16 protein-coding genes are annotated in these 16,221 nt (G+C 71.6%); 9 read left to right on the top strand and 7 right to left on the bottom strand.

The genetic code is table 11. The features are described from left to right. Positions 1-142: 142 nt before the first annotated feature. The 4 genes from OG534_RS18820 to OG534_RS18805 all read right to left on the bottom strand — a co-directional run bounded on the left by OG534_RS18820 (position 143) and on the right by OG534_RS18805 (position 4,486). Positions 143-1,192, bottom strand: a complete 1,050-nt coding sequence (locus OG534_RS18820; RefSeq protein ID WP_326589217.1) for a YeiH family protein — start codon at positions 1,190-1,192, stop codon at positions 143-145. Further along, positions 1,192-1,740, bottom strand: a complete 549-nt coding sequence (locus tag OG534_RS18815) for a cysteine dioxygenase family protein (RefSeq protein ID WP_326589216.1) — start codon at positions 1,738-1,740, stop codon at positions 1,192-1,194. The genes OG534_RS18820 and OG534_RS18815 overlap by 1 nt, the downstream gene beginning before the upstream one ends. A 113-nt stretch (positions 1,741-1,853) precedes the next feature. After that, the gene (locus OG534_RS18810; RefSeq protein ID WP_326589215.1) at positions 1,854-2,759 is read right to left on the bottom strand and encodes a LysR substrate-binding domain-containing protein; all 906 of its coding nucleotides are present in this window, start codon (positions 2,757-2,759) and stop codon (positions 1,854-1,856) included. A 125-nt stretch (positions 2,760-2,884) separates the two neighbouring features. Beyond that, positions 2,885-4,486: a S1C family serine protease gene (locus tag OG534_RS18805; RefSeq protein ID WP_326589214.1), complete on the bottom strand. Its 1,602-nt coding sequence runs from the start codon at positions 4,484-4,486 to the stop codon at positions 2,885-2,887. A 237-nt stretch (positions 4,487-4,723) separates the two neighbouring features. Between OG534_RS18805 and OG534_RS18800 the strand changes: the two genes are divergently transcribed. From OG534_RS18800 to OG534_RS18790, 3 genes are all read left to right on the top strand, one after another. Continuing rightward, on the top strand, positions 4,724-5,512 hold the full coding sequence (locus tag OG534_RS18800) for a glycerophosphodiester phosphodiesterase (RefSeq protein ID WP_326593695.1): 789 nt from the start codon (positions 4,724-4,726) through the stop codon (positions 5,510-5,512). Positions 5,513-5,683: 171 nt separating this feature from the next. Further along, on the top strand, positions 5,684-6,199 hold the full coding sequence (locus OG534_RS18795; RefSeq protein WP_374774767.1) for an ATP-binding protein: 516 nt from the start codon (positions 5,684-5,686) through the stop codon (positions 6,197-6,199). 266 nt (positions 6,200-6,465) lie between these two features. Beyond that, positions 6,466-7,440: a DUF5926 family protein gene (locus OG534_RS18790; RefSeq protein WP_326589213.1), complete on the top strand. Its 975-nt coding sequence runs from the start codon at positions 6,466-6,468 to the stop codon at positions 7,438-7,440. Between the two features lie 180 nt (positions 7,441-7,620). On the opposite strand, the gene OG534_RS18785 is transcribed toward OG534_RS18790, so the two are convergent. Both OG534_RS18785 and OG534_RS18780 read right to left on the bottom strand, forming a co-directional pair. After that, positions 7,621-8,193: a hypothetical protein gene (locus OG534_RS18785; RefSeq protein WP_326589212.1), complete on the bottom strand. Its 573-nt coding sequence runs from the start codon at positions 8,191-8,193 to the stop codon at positions 7,621-7,623. A 108-nt stretch (positions 8,194-8,301) separates the two neighbouring features. Further along, positions 8,302-9,042, bottom strand: coding sequence for a bifunctional DNA primase/polymerase (locus tag OG534_RS18780; protein ID WP_326589211.1), 741 nt, complete (start codon positions 9,040-9,042; stop codon positions 8,302-8,304). A 514-nt stretch (positions 9,043-9,556) separates the two neighbouring features. Between OG534_RS18780 and OG534_RS18775 the strand changes: the two genes are divergently transcribed. Both OG534_RS18775 and OG534_RS18770 read left to right on the top strand, forming a co-directional pair. Next, positions 9,557-10,993 carry a PP2C family protein-serine/threonine phosphatase gene (locus tag OG534_RS18775; protein WP_326589210.1) on the top strand — a complete coding sequence of 479 codons (1,437 nt, stop codon included), beginning with the start codon at positions 9,557-9,559 and terminating at the stop codon, positions 10,991-10,993. A gap of 120 nt (positions 10,994-11,113) precedes the next feature. Beyond that, positions 11,114-12,580: an aminopeptidase P family protein gene (locus tag OG534_RS18770; protein ID WP_326589209.1), complete on the top strand. Its 1,467-nt coding sequence runs from the start codon at positions 11,114-11,116 to the stop codon at positions 12,578-12,580. Positions 12,581-12,640: 60 nt separating this feature from the next. On the opposite strand, the gene OG534_RS18765 is transcribed toward OG534_RS18770, so the two are convergent. Then, entirely contained in the window at positions 12,641-13,084 is a 444-nt protein-coding gene (locus OG534_RS18765) for an ATP-binding protein (protein ID WP_326589208.1), read from the bottom strand. 265 nt (positions 13,085-13,349) lie between these two features. Between OG534_RS18765 and OG534_RS18760 the strand changes: the two genes are divergently transcribed. The 4 genes from OG534_RS18760 to OG534_RS18745 all read left to right on the top strand — a co-directional run bounded on the left by OG534_RS18760 (position 13,350) and on the right by OG534_RS18745 (position 16,221). After that, positions 13,350-14,192, top strand: coding sequence for a hypothetical protein (locus OG534_RS18760; protein ID WP_326589207.1), 843 nt, complete (start codon positions 13,350-13,352; stop codon positions 14,190-14,192). A 104-nt stretch (positions 14,193-14,296) separates the two neighbouring features. Next, entirely contained in the window at positions 14,297-15,022 is a 726-nt protein-coding gene (locus tag OG534_RS18755; RefSeq protein WP_326589206.1) for a YcnI family copper-binding membrane protein, read from the top strand. Between the two features lie 69 nt (positions 15,023-15,091). Next, positions 15,092-15,745: an SCO family protein gene (locus OG534_RS18750; RefSeq protein WP_326589205.1), complete on the top strand. Its 654-nt coding sequence runs from the start codon at positions 15,092-15,094 to the stop codon at positions 15,743-15,745. Continuing rightward, positions 15,742-16,221 (top strand): copper chaperone PCu(A)C, encoded by a 480-nt coding sequence (locus OG534_RS18745; RefSeq protein ID WP_326589204.1) that lies wholly within the window; start codon positions 15,742-15,744, stop codon positions 16,219-16,221. The genes OG534_RS18750 and OG534_RS18745 overlap by 4 nt, the downstream gene beginning before the upstream one ends.

Raw genomic sequence — 16,221 nt, 5'->3', positions numbered from 1 at the left:
CCGTGGTGCGTGGTGCGTGGTGCGTGGGCCGTGGTGCGGATTACCGGGGCAGAGTGGCACGGGCGCGTCGCAATGTCAGCGGGCAGTCAGAACGTTCGGTCGGTTCCGGCCAGGAAATGGCCAACTCCTGGCCGTTGCGCCGTCATACGGTGAGCATCACACCCGCGTACGAGACTCCCGCCACCACCACCCAGGCCCCGAGTCCCAGCGCCGCGGCCCGCCCGCCGGTGCGGGCCAGCGTCGGCAGGTGCACCGCGCTCCCCAGGCCGAACAGGGCCGCCGCCAGCAGTGCCTCCTGTGCGGTGTGCGCCCACTCCAGCGCCACGTCGGGCAACACCCCGGTGGCGCGCAGCGCGGCCGCGGCCAGGAACCCGGCCACGAACAGCGGCACCGGAGCCGGCCGGCGCCCCGAGGCCGTGCGCACCCCGCGCCGCCGGGCCCGTACCGAGAAGGCCACGGCCGCCACCAGCGGGGCGAGCAGCGCGACCCGCATCAGCTTGACGAGCACCGCCTCGCCCAGTGCGTCGGGGCCCGCGGTCTGGGCGGTCGCCACCACCTGGCCGACGTCGTGGACACCTGCGCCGACCCACCGTCCGAAGGCCGGGTCGGAGAGGGCCAACGGGTCCTGGAGGAGGGGGAGTACCGCTATGGCGAGCGTTCCGCACAGGGTGACCAGGGCCACCGAGGCGGCCACGTCCTCCTCGTCGCTGCCGGACACCTGGCTCACCGCACCGATCGCCGAGGCCCCGCAGATCGAGTACCCCGTGGCGATCAACAGCGGCTGATCGCCCGGGAGCCCCAGTCGGCGGCCCAGCCAGAGGGTGCCGAGGAAGGTGGCGGCGACCACTCCGACCACCATGGCCACCGTCGCCCAGCCCAGCCGGAGCACCTGGTCCAGCCCCAGGCCGAGGCCCAGCAGGACGATGCCCATCCGCATCAGCCGTCGGCCGGCCAGGGACAGACCCGGGCGGGCGGAGCCGCGGACGAACGTCCGCAGGCCCGGGAGGTGCGCCGCCGCGATGCCCAGCACCACCGATGCGGTCAGCAGGGGAACGGCGGGCATGAGGCGGTGGATGCACCACGCCGTAAGCGCTCCACCCACGGCCATCGCCAACCCCGGCCAGGGAGTGGATGTTTCACGTGAAACATGCCGGACCGCCGCCGCCCCCTGAGGGCGGTGGAGGAGGGCCATCAGTCGACGGGGAGCGTGTAGACACGACGGATGCTGGTGCCCAGCCGGGACACGTCGGCGCCGTACACGTGCACGGATATCGCCTTCGTGTGACAGGAGTTGCGCACCTTGTGGATGTCACCGGGCGGGGCGAACCCACAGACGGCGCCCTGGGCGTTGACCACGTCCTCGGTGGCCACCAGCCGGGCCGGGCCGGCCCCGGGCGCGAGGCGGAAGCGACGTTCGCTCTCCTCGCCCTGGTGTACGCCGGCCACGCACCACGACACGTGGTCGTGGATGCAGGTCTCCTGTCCGGGCAGCCACACCAGCGCCACCACCGAGAAGCTGCCGTCGGACTCGGCGTGCAGGATGTGCTGCCGGTACCGCTGCGGATCGCCCTCCTGCTGCGCCGGGGTCAGGAGCTCGGGTGCCCCCAGGTGTGGGGCGAGCCGTTCGCCCACCAGGTAGGCGGTGAGGTCGGGAGCCAGCCCCCGCTCCACGACGGTGCGGATCTCACTGACGAGGGCGGCCATCCTCGTGGTGGTTCGGGCCGGCGTGGTGGTGGTCATATCGGCAGCGTGCGGCCACCGTTCCATCACGTCCAACGACAGTTGTCATCTGAAATCCCAAGCACCGCTTATGGGTTGGGTTCGGCAGTGGACCTGGCCGGCAGCCGACCCGGTCAGCAGCCGACCCTGTTCGCCGCCACCCGCTTGAGTGCGTCGAGCACCACGGCCGTCGCCGGGATCCGCAGGTGGTCCTGGTAGACGTAGGCGGCGATGTGCCGGCGCGCAGCCGGCTGGAGCGCCCGCCCGCAGACCCGGTTCAGCGAGAGGGAGGGCAGCACCAGCGCGGGCATCATCGCCACGCCCAGCCCCTGGCCGACCAGGCTCTGCACCACCAGGTTGTCGTCGGTGGCGAACCGGATGTCGGGGACGAAGCCCAGCTCCGCGCACTCGTGCAGCAGGTTCGCCCGGCAGCGCGGGCAGCCGGCGATCCACCGTTCCTCGGCGAGGTCGGCCAGGTGCACGGCGCGGCGCCGGGCCAGCGGATGCCCGGTCGGGAGCAGCACCGTCAGCTGGTCCTCCAGCAGCCTGACCTCGGTGACCTCCTCCGGTACCTCCTCGTGCAGGCCGGGATAGGTGAAGGCCAGGGTGATGTCGCACTCCCCGCGCTCCAGCCGGCGCAGCGACTCCGGGGGCTCCCCCTCCAGCAGCTCCACCTGGATGCCCGGATGGTCCTTGGCCAGGCTGCTCAGGGCCTCCGGGACGAGGGTGACGTTGGCGCTGGGGAAACCGCACAGCCTGACCCGCCCGGTGCGCAGGCGTGCGTACGCCCTCAGCTGGGCCTCGGCGGCGGAGAGGTTGCCGAGGATGGTCTCGGCGTGCCGGGAGAGGGATTCCCCGGCCTCGGTGAGCTGCATCTTGCGGCCCACGCGGGTGAACAGCGGGGTGCCGACGGCGCGTTCGAGCGCCTTCATCTGCTGGGTGATGGCGGGCTGGGTGTACCCCAGTACGCGGGCGGCGGCCGAGTACGACCCGGAGGCGACCACCGCGTGAAACGTCCGTATGTGCCGAGAATCGAACACCACCGAAGCATAAGCGGACGTTGGAGGGGCCGTAGGCGCAATCCCGCCTACGGCCCCTCGCCGTCACGCCACCGCCGCGGCCGGTGGCTCTGCTTCTCGCCCTGCTTCTCGACCTACTTGTCGCCCTACTTGTCGCCGATCCGCGAGCCGAGCGTGATGTCGACCGTGGTCGGCTTGCCGCCGCGCAGGTAGGTCAGCTTGACCGTGTCGCCGGGCTTGTACGTCCAGATCATGCTGATCAGCGTCGGGCCGCTGTCGACCGGCTTGCCGCCGAACTCGGTGATGATGTCGCCCGGCTTGAGGCCCGCCTTGCCGGCCGGACCGTTGGGGTCGACCAGCTCGCTGGCGGCCGCGCCCTGCTCGGAGATCTTGGCGCCCTCGGCCTTGGCCTGGAGGTCCACGGAGACCGAGATCACCGGGTAGACCGGCTTGCCCGTCTTGATCAGCGATTCGGCGACGTTCTTCGCCTGGTTGATCGGGATGGCGAAGCCGAGGCCGATGGAGCCGGCCTGGCCGCCGCCGAAGCCGCCGTTGCCGGCCGACTGGATCGCGGAGTTGATGCCGATGACCGCGCCGCGTCCGTCGAGCAGCGGACCGCCGGAGTTGCCCGGGTTGATCGAGGCGTCCGTCTGGAGCGCGCTCATGTACGAGTTCTTGGCTCCTGTGCCGTCTCCGGAGGCGACCGGGCGGTTCTTGGCGCTGACGATGCCGGTGGTGACCGTGTTGGACAGGCCGAAGGGGGCGCCGATCGCGATGGTCGAGTCGCCGACCGCGACCTTGTCGGAGTCACCGAGCGGCAGCGGCTTGAGGCCGGCCGGCGGGGTCTTCAGCTTGAGGACGGCGACGTCGTAGCCCTGGGCGCGGCCCACCACCTCAGCGTCGTACTTCTTGCCGTCGGAGAAGATCGCGAAGAGCTTGCCGCCGTTCGCGGCGGAGGCCACCACGTGGTTGTTGGTGAGGATGTGGCCCTGCTGGTCGTAGACGAACCCGGTGCCGGTACCGCCCTCGCCGTCGCCGGCCGAGGCCTCGATGGTGACCACGCTGGGCAGCGCGCCCGCGGCCAGGCCGGCGATCGAGCCGGCCTCGCGCTTGAGGTCCTTCGGGGTGGCGGCGCTGATCGTGGTCGAGCCGGTGCCGTTGTTGCTGCGTTCGGCGGCCCAGTAGCCCACGCCGCCGCCGATGCCGCCCGCGAGGAGGGCCGCCACCAGGACGCCCGCGATCAGGCCGCCCTTGCCCTTCGGCTTGGGCGCGGGGGCGCCGTCGGCCGTCAGCGGAGCACCCCAGACCGGGCCTCCGTGTCCGCCGCCCGCCTCGTACGCGGGCACGGTGGGCGGCGGGGGCGGCCAGCCCTCGGCTCCGTGCGCGGCCGGGGCGGGAGCCTGCCCGTACGCGGGAGCCTGGCCGTACGCCGGGGCCTGGCCGTACGCGGGGGCCTCAGGCGCCGGGGTGGGCGGGAACTGCTGGGTCTGCTCGGTGCCGGGAGTGGGCGTCGGCGGCAGCTGCTGGGTCACCGGCTCGGCGGCGGGCGCGAACGCCGGAGCGGCCGGCGGTGCGACCGGAGCAGGGCCGGGAGCCGCGGGCGGCGCCGGAGCCCCGGCCGGCGGTGCGTCGGCCGGCTGCGGAGCAGACGCCGGTACCCCGGCCTGCGTCTCGGAGGCCGGAGCAGGGGGTACGGACGGGGCCGCGGGGGGTGTGGGGGCCGCGGTGCCCTCGTTCTCGGTGCTCACAGCGCTCTCTCCTCGTCACACACGGCTTCAATAATTCTCTGGCGATCGGTCCGACTGAACGTTCGACGTGCCGCACAAGTTCCTGGGCAAAGCCTTTCCCATGACCCGTCAGAGCACTGTAAGCCGGACCTGTGTATCTCCCCCATTCTTTACATCCGACATTATGGACACATCCGCGCGGCCGGACCTCGACGTACAGTGCCCACTCGGTGGCACCATGACCCGGTGACCCACGCCATGCCGCGCAGCATCCAGGTCGTCGCCCACCGCGGCGCCTCGGAGGATGCCCCCGAGCACACCCTGGCCGCCTACCGAAAGGCCATCGAGGACGGCGCCGACGCCCTCGAATGTGATGTCCGGCTCACCGCGGACGGCCATCTGGTCCTGGTCCACGACCGCCGGGTGAACCGCACCTCGAACGGCCGCGGAGCCGTCTCCGCCCTGGAGCTGGCCGATCTCGCGGCCCTGGACTTCGGCTCCTGGAAGGACCGCGAGGAGTCCCCCGACTGGGACGCGGACCCCGCGCTCACCTCCGTCCTCACCCTGGAGCGCCTGCTGGAGTTGGTCTCCGACGCCGGGCGGCCGGTGCAGCTCGCGATCGAGACGAAGCACCCGACCCGCTGGGCCGGACAGGTGGAGGAGCGCCTCCTCTTCCTCCTCAAGCGCTTCGGCCTGGACGCCCCGCCCGTCGAGGGCCCACGCCCCGTACGGGTCATGAGCTTCTCCGCGCGCTCCCTGCACCGGGTGCGGGCGGCGGCTCCGGCGATCCCGACCGTGTACCTGATGCAGTTCATCTCGCCCCGGATGCGGGACGGGCGGCTGCCGGCCGGGGTGTCGATCGCCGGTCCCGGGATGCGGATCGTGCGCAACCACCCCGGCTTCGTCCGCAAGCTTCAAGCCGCGGGCCACTCCGTGCACGTATGGACAGTGAACGAGCCGGAAGACGTTCAGCTCTGCGCTGATCTGGGTGTGGAAGCAATCATCACGAACAGACCCCGTCAGGTTCTGTCCCAACTCGGGCGCTGACGTCCCCTTTTGCGCACCCGTCACTTTCGACCCTCGCGTAACAGGGTGTGCTCCGGCGCATCCGCTCCGCATTCGTTCGGCATGAATGCGTCAGAGCGGTCCGCTTCGGCGGTTTCCGGTCCAGGCCATTGGGGCATCCAGACCATGCGTGGGGCTAAGGAGGTTCCGGGGGTGGCGTTGGTGGTGGCACAGGAAGTGCCCACGTCGTCGTGCATGGACGTACGCCATGGTCCTGCGGGCGTGGGCGAGGCGAGACAGCGGATGCGCGAACAACTGCGTATCAGCGGTGTGCCCGAATCGGTCGTGGACGATGCCGTACTGATCCTTTCCGAACTGCTCAGCAACGCCTGCCGACACGGCAGGCCCCTGGGCAGACGGGAAGTCGGGGACGGGGAGATACGCGCCGCATGGCGCATCGACAGAGCGGGGCGGCTGACGGTCGAGGTAACGGACGGGGGCGGGCCCACCCGCCCTGTTCCTGCCACGCCCTCGGTCACCGCGCGCGGCGGCCGGGGGCTGAACATCATCAGCGCCCTTGCCCAGGACTGGGGTGTCCGGGACGGAGCGGCGGGTGAGGTCACCGTGTGGGTGATCGTTGCCTGTGGGCCCCGGCACGACGATTTCGCTACGCGCGTTGCGCCCCCGGCGATCGACTTCAGCACGGCGTTCGACGATCTGGATCCCTGACCCGGGATCCCTGACAGAACAGCCTCAGGGCAGTACCGCAGAACAGTCCGCACAGCGGTACCGCAGCAGCACCGCAGCACCGCAGCACCGCAGCACCGCACAAACTCACCACAACAGCACAGCAGTACCGGTCATCCGCACAGGCGGCCGTCCGGGAGCGCACGCCGACCGTGCTCCCGGCCGCACCCCACCGGTTCCGGCGGTACGAACGGCTAGGCTCGCGCCCAGACACGACGCCGTACCGCCGCAACCGGGAGACACCCACGATGGCCAAGAAGCGCCCCGCAGCCAAGACCGCAAAGCCGCAGCTCACCAACGGTGAAATCCCCGTTGTGGGCGCCCGCGAGCCCTGCCCCTGCGGATCCGGGCGCCGCTACAAAGCCTGCCACGGCGCAGCCGCCGCGCACGCCGTCACCGAACACGTGCAGCGCCCCTTCGAGGGCCTGCCGGGCGAGTGCGACTGGGTCGCGCTGCGCGAGCTGGTGCCCGCGGCCACCGTCCCGCTGTCCCTCAAGGGCGGGCTGCCCGAGGGCGTCCCCTCGGTCACGCTGGTGACCGTACTTCCCATGGCCTGGCCGGCGCTGCGCCGCGAGGACGGGTCCGTCCTGCTCGGCCTGCAGAACGACTCGTCCACCGGGGACCTCGGCCGCGACATGGCCGACACCCTGGAGCGTGCGCTCGTAGCGGACCCGGGTACGCCGGTTGCCGCGCGCCGGGTTCCCGCCGAGGGGCCGCGACTTCAGGATCTCCTGGGCCTCGACGGCGGTTTCGAGCCGGTTGTGCACAGCGGCTTCGAATTCTGGATTCCGGAATCCGAGAGCGCCCAGAGCTCCTCCCCGGAGATCGCCGCCTCGCTGGAGCGCGCCAACGCGGCCGCCATTCCCACCGTCAAGCTGACCGGCGTCGACGCCGCCTACTGGTGCGAGACCCCGGACAAGAACCACCTGCGCTGGGTCATGCCGCACCCCGAGGAGAAGCTGCTCGACGCCCTCGCGCGGCTGCACGCGGCCGGCACGTCCTCGCTCGGCGAGGGCACGAAGCTCGTCGGATCCTTCCGCGCCCACGGCCTGATGGTCCCCGTCTGGGACCTGCCCACTGGGGTCACGGCCGACGACGTCGAGAAGCCCGCGGCGGAGTTCGCCGAGCGGCTGGCCGGGGCCCTGGCCACGGACGCCCCGCTGACCACGGAGGAGCGCCGGGCACGCGGCGGGCTCACCAACCGCCAGGTGACCCTCAGCTGACCGTGCGCACGCGCGGAGCCGGTGACCGGAGTCACAACTCCCGCTAATCGTCTGCAAATCGGTGTCTGAATATCAGAGATCGAATTTGCGAACAGGCGATCTCTTGTTACCGTTCTTGTAGCCCGGTCGCTGGTGCATCCCCCGTCGCCAGCGACCGGGCCCTTCCATTTTCGGCGGTACTCAACCGTCACCCGGTGCCGGTGAGTTGCTCCCGGACCGCAAGAGCAGCGCGCCTTCATCATCCGGAACTGCAAATTCCGCTACGGCCGAGTAACTGTCCGGCTCCCCGGCTGAAGCCTCCTTCGGCGTCTCGCACAGACCAGGCTCGTCGCCCGCGCCGACCGCGCACCGGATCTGGACGGTGCGCCCGGCCGGACCCATCACCGCCAACACGGCATCGAGCGCGCGGCCGCTGGTGTTCCTGTAGTAACTCCGGCCCCACGTATGGCCTTCGGACACCAGCACGCAGGTCTGCGCCTCCACCCCGTGCGGCGAGGACAGTTCGGGGCCGCAGCGGGAATCCGTACGGGGCTGCTCGGCCTGGCCCGGCCGCTCGGGCCCGGACGCCACCTCCGAGTGCCCGGGCGACGCCGGAGCGGTGCGGGAGGAGTCCGAAAGCCCGAGGGTCGAGAACAGGCCGCCACCCTTTCCGTCGTCCTGACCGGCGAAATCCGGCCCGGCGATCGCTCCGGCAAGCGGGAGCGACAAGATGATCAACACACCGGCGCCGATACCGATCAGGCGGAGATTCATTCGCCGAAGATAGCGATGCGGGAATGGGGCACGGAGATCCCCGCGCCCAATTCCCGTGGAAACCGGTCCCGCTGGCACCCGTACGAGTGATCCCCGGGGCCCTGCAGGTCAGTACGCGAGCCGGCTGCCGCCGCCGGGTGCGCCGCTGCTCGCCTCGACCAGCGCGTCCACGACCGCTTCGACCTCGGGCAGCCAGAGGTTCCCGGCAGCGTGCGGACGCAGCTTGGGCGACCGTGCCTGCGGCGGCGCGCCCGGCTCCCGTTCCCAGCGCACCTGGCCGCCACTGGACGCGGCGGAAGGCGGCAGCAGCAGGTAGCCGCCCTCACCATGGAAGCGCAGCGAGGAGGGCACGTGGTCCTTCGCGTAGAGGAGTTCGCCGAGCCGCTCCAGCGAATACGGCGCCACCAGCAGCGACCAGCGCGTGGGCGTGGCCACGATCGGCCCGAGCCGCAGGCCCTGCGCGTCCAGTCGTACGAGGGCCTGCGCGGCCGCGGCGGCAGGCAGGCTCACCGCGCACGGGGCGGTCCCGCCGGTGGCCATCAGGACGGGTGCGGTGGGCCGGTTGGTCCACCACCAGGCCACCATCCGGGGGTCGGTGGTGGCGGCGAGCAGCCCCGGGTCGAAGGGGTGTGCGCCGGGGACGACGCAGTCGGGGTCGGGGCAGGCGCAGCGCGAGCCGTCGGTGCCGGACCGGCCGACGCCGGGCAGGACGGGCCACTGCCATCTGGTGGCGCAGGTGAGCGCCGCGTCGAGGAGAGCGGACGCGGTGCCGCTCTGTCCCGGGTCGGGGCGCAGGGATTGAAAGCGATCGCGGAGCCGCTGGAGACGCCTTCCGAGGATCTCGCGCATGAGCGCTCGTTCCTTTCCGTTGAACGCCGAGGGCCACATCACACCATGTAACCGGTGTCTCACCACACGTACAGGTTTCGCGTCACTGTCCGCCAGAAGCAGGTTCACACGGTTCGTGCAGTTTTCTTACGGGTCCATCAAACGTCCGGCGGGGGCGGAGCGCGACCCGCGCCGACTGCCGAGAGCGGCTGCCGCCGCTAAGGACGGCGGCCCGTCCCGGGTGGTTCCCGGCGGCGCCAACTGGCCGCGGACACCAACGAGTAGCTACCCGACCGCCCTGTGGAGCCCGTCCAGTCGACCGCAAAAACCGACTGCTTCCAGCTTTTTCCGGCCAAGTTCTAGCCTTGGCTCGACAGTGAGTTGCCGTCTCACGGACACCAGGATTCCCACCTGGGCAATGCTGGACATGCATCCACGTGTGCGTGTAGATGTGGATTCCTTGATGGCGGCGCAGCACGATCTGGGGGTTTGCGATGCTATTTAGCGAATCGCACCAGGTGGAAAGGCGGACGCCATGAGCGCCCCGCATCTGCCGAAAGTGGCTGGAATCGATCCGGCAGTTACCGCGTCACCGCACACTGCGGCGCCCACGCCCGCCCGGACCACCCCCGCACCGGCCCCTCCGACCGGCCCGGGCAGTCTCATCCAGGACCGGCTGGCGGGCATGGTCTCGGACCTCACCACCCTGCACGAGCTCACCGAGCGGCTGGCCCGCGCCGGCGACCTCGACACCTCCCTCCACGAGTTCCTGCGCGCCGGGGCCTCACTCGTCGGTGCCCGCCGCGGACTGATCGTCCTGGAGCCCTCCGACGGACTCGGCCCCGGCAGCACGATCGGCCTGGGCCTCGGCCATGCCGAACTCGGCCACATCGAGACCGTGCCGCGCAGCGCCACCTCCTACGGGCGGATCCTCGACGGTCTGCCCGACGCCCAGGGCGGCTCCGAGATCCTGCCCGAACCGGGCGCACCCCCCGGGACCGGTGGCTTCGCCGCCCCCGTCGACCCCCGGCACCGCGAGGTCGCCGCGCGCCTCGGCTACGCGGCCAGCTACGCACTCCCGCTGACCGCCGAGGCCACCGGCCGGCTCGGCGCGGCCGTCTGGCTCTACGACGAGCAGGCCGAGCCGAGCGACCGCCAGCGCGACCTCGCCGGGCTGTACGTACGGCACGCTTCCGAGCACCTGGCCCGGATGCTGGAGGTGGAGCGCTCCCGCGCGCGGCTGGCCACCGTCGCCGAGGAGCTGCTGCCCAGCCGGCTCCCCCGGATCCCCGGGGTGCAGCTCGCGGCCCGCCACCACACGGGGCCGCTCGGCGGGGGCGACTGGTACGACGCCCTGCCGCTGCCCGAGGGCGCCCTGGGGCTGGCCGTCGGCTCCGTCACCGGATCCGGGCCGAGCGCCGTCGCCGCCATGGGGCGGCTGCGCGCGTCGCTGCGGGCCTACGCCGTCATGGAGGGCGAGGACCCCGTGGCGGTCCTGTCCGACCTGGAGCTTCTGCTGCGCCTGACCGAGCCCGCCCGCTCGGCCACCGCGCTCTTCGCCTACTGCGAGACCGCCGGGGGCCCGCACGGCGACGGCCAGGGCAGCAAGATCATCCTGGCGGGCGCCGGTCACACCCCGCCGCTCCTCATCGGCGAGCACCGCACCGAGTACGTGGAGACCTCGCTCTCCGCTCCCCTCGGCATGCTGTCCTGCTGGGAGGCGCCGAGCGTGGAGATCGAGCCCGCATCCGGAGAAACGGTGCTGCTGTACACCGACGGGCTGCTGCACCACACCGGCGACCCGATGGACCGCGCCTACGCCCGGCTGCACGCGGCGGCCGCGGGGGCGCCCCGGAGCGTCCGGGACGATCCGGGGGCCCTGTGCGAGCACATCCTGCGGACCGTGCTGCCCGACGGGGAGCCGACCGACGCCCCGGAGGACATCGTGCTGCTCGCCGCCCGGTTCGAATGAGCCGCGGGGCATGTTCCGAATCGTGACGGACGGCACGATTCGGACCACGCTCACTCCGTACACGCATACGATGGATGCGGTCCACACCCAGGTCCGTACCGTCGTAGCTGAGGAGATGACGTGGCTGACGAGCTCACCCCGGAGACCCCGGAAGAAGAGCAGCCCAAGAAGACGCACAAGCAGCGCAAGAACGGTCTGTACCCGGGCGTCAGCGACGAACTCGCCGAGAGCATGCGCACCGGCTGGGCCGACACGGAGCTGCACGGACTGGAGCCGATCGCCCAGGCCGAGCACACCGCCGCCCGCCGCGCCGCGCTGTCCGCGCGCTTCCCGGGCGAGCGCCTGGTCGTCCCCGCGGGCCGTCTGAAGACCCGCTCGAACGACACCGAGTACCCGTTCCGCGCCTCGACCGAGTACGCGTACCTCACGGGCGACCAGACCGAGAACGGCGTGCTGGTCCTGGAGCCCACCGGGCCGACCGGCCACACCGCCACCGTCTATCTGCTGCCGCGTTCCGACCGGGAGAACGGCGAGTTCTGGCTGTCCGGCCAGGGCGAGCTGTGGGTGGGCCGCCGCCACTCCCTCACGGAGGCCGAGCAGCTCCTGGGCATCCCCGCCCAGGACGTCCGCAAGCTCGCCGAGGCCCTCACCGAGGCCGAGGGCCCGGTCCGCAACGTGCGCGGCCACGACGCGCTGATCGAGTCCGCCCTCACCGACAAGGTGACCAAGGAGCGCGACGAGGAACTGCGCGTCTACCTCTCCGAGGCCCGCGCCGTGAAGGACGCGTTCGAGATCGGCGAGCTGCAGAAGGCCGTCGACTCCACCGTCCGCGGCTTCGAGGACGTCGTGAAGGTCCTGGACAAGGCCGAGGCCACGTCCGAGCGCTACATCGAGGGCACCTTCTTCCTGCGCGCCCGCGTCGAGGGCAACGACGTCGGCTACGGCTCCATCTGCGCCGCCGGCCCGCACGCGTGCACCCTCCACTGGGTCCGCAACGACGGCGACGTCCGCTCCGGCGACCTCCTGCTGCTCGACGCCGGCGTGGAGACCCACTCCCTCTACACCGCCGACGTCACGCGCACGCTGCCGATCAACGGCGCGTACACCGACATCCAGCGCAAGATCTACGACGCGGTCTACGCGTCCCAGGAAGCCGGGATCGCCGCGGTGAAGCCGGGTGCGAAGTTCCGCGACTTCCACGACGCCTCCCAGCACGTGCTGGCCGAGAAGCTCGTCGAGTGGGGTCTGCTGGACGGCCCGGTCGAGCGCGTCCTGGAGCTCGGCCTGCAGCGCCGCTGGACCCTGCACGGCACCGGCCACATGCTCGGCATGGACGTCCACGACTGCGCCGCCGCGCGCACCGAGGCGTACGTCGACGGCACGCTGGAGCCGGGCATGTGCCTCACCGTCGAGCCCGGCCTGTACTTCCAGGCCGACGACCTGACCGTGCCCGAGGAGTACCGCGGCATCGGCGTCCGGATCGAGGACGACATCCTCGTCACCGAGGACGGCAACCGGAACCTGTCCGCCGGGCTGCCCCGCACCTCGACCGAGGTCGAGGCCTGGATGGCGCGCCTGAAGGGCTGACGCCTCCGCGATGCGTGGCGGTGGGCGGGATCCCGTACGGGGTCCCGCCCACCGGCGTTTCTACGAGACCTTCAGCAGGGCGCCGTCGCGCCACTTCAGCGTCTTGTCGAAGCTCACCACCGCGCCGCGGCCCGGCCGGTTGCGGAAGCGGACGTGGTCGGCGAGCTCGGCGATCAGGTCCAGGCCCCGGCCGTGTTCGGCCAGGGCGGGTCTGCGGCGGGCCACCGTGGCGGGTGGGAACCCAGGACCGGAATCGGTCACCTCGATGCGGCAGCAGTCCCCGTCCAGATAGGCCGTGACGTGGTACGCCTCGGTCTCGTCCGGGATCGCGCCGTCCCCGCCGTGCTCCACGGCGTTCGCACACGCTTCGCTCAGCGCCACCGAGAGATCGAAGGAGATGTCCGGGTCCACCCCCGCGGTCTCCATCGTCCCCAGCAGCAGTCGCCTGGCGAGCGGCACGCTCGCGGCTTCGCGCCTCAAGTGGAGAGACCACCAGATGCTCATACGGTTACGTATTGCCGCCCGCGAGGGGCCGTAAGCGCCCTGCGGCCGTCCGGGACCTCATTACGCCCGTCCGGCCGATGCGGCTCTCCCGGGATGCGGTGTATGCGGCGGTGCACGTCACCTGGGCACGACCGGCCGCAGCGGGTCCGACCGCCTTCGCAGAACCGGCCGCAGCGGGTGCGACCGCCTTCGCAGAGGGGACTCATACGGACCTTCCGGACCTGCCGTATGGAGGGCCTAAGCGCAGTGCGATGATGGCCCGGCCATGTCTGACCCCCACGCGACGCACGCCGGAGCCGGCCTCCGGCTGATCCGGGCCGCGGTGTTCACCGCGGTCTGCGTCGTGCTGTCCGCGGCCGGACACGCCCTGGCGTCCTGCGCCACCGTGCCCTGGTGGGCCCTCTGCATCGGCTTCCTCGCCGTCTTCGCGGTCGCGGCCCCGCTCGCGGGTCGCCGGCGGACACTGCCCGGGATCGCCGCCGGGCTCACCGCCGGACAACTCGCCCTGCACGCGCTGTTCGGCCTCGGCCAGCACAGCACCGCGGCCGCGCAGGCACCGGCCGGCGCCGCCGACCGGTCGCTCGCGGAGCTCGCGGCCCGGCTGGTCTGCGGGGGCAACTCCGTACCGCTCAGCCCGGCCGACGCCCGGCGGATCGTGGAGGCCGCGGGCCTGGACCCGGCCGCCTTGGCCCAGCAGGCCGGACAGGTCGCACAGGCCGGACAGGTCGCGGCGCAGGGGCACAGCACCCACGCGCACGTGGCCCAGGCCGCCGCCACGGCGCCCACGACCGAACTGTTCAGCCCGGCCATGCTGATCGGCCACCTGCTGGCCGCACTCGCCGCCGGCTGGCTGCTCAGCCGTGGCGACGCCGCACTCTTCCGGCTCGTCGAACTGTCCCGGCTCTCCGCCGAGGCCGCCCCGACGCGCCCGCTGCGCGCCGCACTGGCCTTCGTACGCGCCCTCGGCGCCGGCCTCGTGGGCACGCCCGCCCGGCCTGCGCAGACCCTGCGGACCGGGTCCGACTCCACGGCCTCCACCGGCCGCGAAGCACTCCAGCACACCGTGATCAGGCGCGGGCCCCCCGTGGCGCTCGCCCTCGCAGCCTGACGCGGCACCCTCCTCCCCGGGACACACAGCGGGAGCGCCGGGGCCGCGAACTCCGTGCGCGCCCGTGCGCGGAGCCACCACTGCTTCCGTGGAGTGTTTCCGCCATGAAGACCTCTCGCGTCTCTTTCGCCGCCGCCCTCGCCGCCGGCACCGTCCTCGTCCTGTCCGGCACCGCCTTCGCGCACGTCGGCGTGCAGCCCGTCGGAGAGGCCGCCAAGGGCGGCTACGCGACGCTCAACTTCAAGGTCCCCAACGAGCGCGACAACGCTTCGACCACCCAGCTGGAGGTCAACTTCCCGATCGACCAGCCGCTCACCTCCGTCATGCCGCAGGACGTTCCCGGCTGGACCGTGACGGTCGAGAAGAGCAAGCTCGACAAGCCGCTCACCGTGCACGGCAAGCAGATCAACGAGGCCGTCACCAAGGTGACCTGGACCGGCGGCAAGATCGAGGCCGGGAAGTTCCAGCAGTTCCCGGTGTCCGTCGGCAAACTGCCCGAGAACGCCGACCAGATGGTCTTCAAGTCCATCCAGACGTACGACAACGGCGAGGTCGTCCGCTGGATCGAGGAGGCCAAGGAAGGCGCCGCGGAGCCGCAGAACCCCGCGCCCGTCCTGAAGCTGACCGCCCCCAAGGGCGACGACCACCACGGCAGCGGCGCCAAGGCCGACGAGGCGAAGAACGCCGAGAACGAAAGCGGGAACGGCCACGACAAGGCCGCCGCCGAACACGGCTCCGACACCACCGCGCGCGCCCTCGGCATCGCCGGCATCGTCATCGGACTCGGCGGTGTCGCCTTCGGCGTCGCCTCGCGTCGCCGCTCCGCCTGACCCTGCCGCGCCCGTGGGCGCCGTCGCTCCGAACGTCCGTAACATCCCCGATCCCAGGGACAACTCTCCATGCGCACCACACGTGTGACGCTCGCCGCCCTGCTCGCGGCGGCCGCACTCACCCTCACCGCCTGCGGCGGTGAGCCCGCCAAGACCGGCTCGGTCACCCAGATCTCCGGCGGCCAGAGCAACACCAAGGCCGCGACCGTGCTGGACCGCCCCTTCGGCAAGCCGGAGCTCGTCCTCACGGACACCACCGGCAAGCCGTGGAACCTGCGTGAGCAGACCAAGGGCAAGCCGACGCTCATCTACTTCGGCTACACCAGCTGCCCCGACGTCTGCCCGCTGACGATGAGCAACATCGCCGTGGCCCGGAAGGCACTCCCCAAGGCCGACCAGGACAACCTCCAGGTCGTCTTCGTCACCACCGACCCCGAACGGGACACCCCCGAGTCCCTCGGCTCGTGGCTCAGGGCGCAGGACCCGTCCTTCACCGGACTCACCGGGGACTTCGCCACCATCCAGGCCGCCGCGCGCACCCTCGGCATCGGCATCGAGGCCGCCAAGAAGGACGCCAACGGCGACGTCATCTCCATGCACGGCGCCCAGGTCATCGCGTTCTCGCCCAAGACCGACGAGGGCTACGTCCTCTACGGCGAGGGCACCACCGTCGACGACTACACGAAGGACCTGCCGAAGCTCGTCAAGGGGGAGAACCCGTGAACGCCCGCACCACCCGCACCCTCGCCGCCGCCCTCTCCCTGACGGCAGCGCTCGCCATATCCGGCTGCTCGGGCGACGACAAGCCCGAGATGACCGTCAGCGGCGCCTTCATGCCCCAGCCCGTGAACGGCAAGGCGGCCGGCGGCTTCATGGTCATCAAGAACGCCTCCGGGACCGCGGACAAGCTCACCGGCGCCACGTCCCCGCTCTCCGACGATCTTGAGATCCACGAGACCAAGGACCAGAAGATGCAGCAGGTCCAGTCGATGGACGTGCCGGCGAACGGCGAGCTCAAGCTGGAGCGCGGCGGGAACCACATCATGTTCATGGGTCTCAAGAGCGCTCCGCAGGTCGGCGACAAGGTCACCGTCGAGCTCCGCTTCGAGAAGGCCGGCTCCGTCAAGGTCGAGCTGGACGTGAAGGACCGGACGTACAGCGCACAGGCTCCGACGTCCACGGCCGGCCACGCCCACTGA

This window comes from Streptomyces sp. NBC_01294 (genome assembly GCF_035917235.1).
Lineage (GTDB): Bacteria > Actinomycetota > Actinomycetes > Streptomycetales > Streptomycetaceae > Streptomyces > Streptomyces caledonius.
Note: the sequence above shows the minus strand (reverse complement) of the source record. Positions and strands in the feature narration are given on the sequence as shown.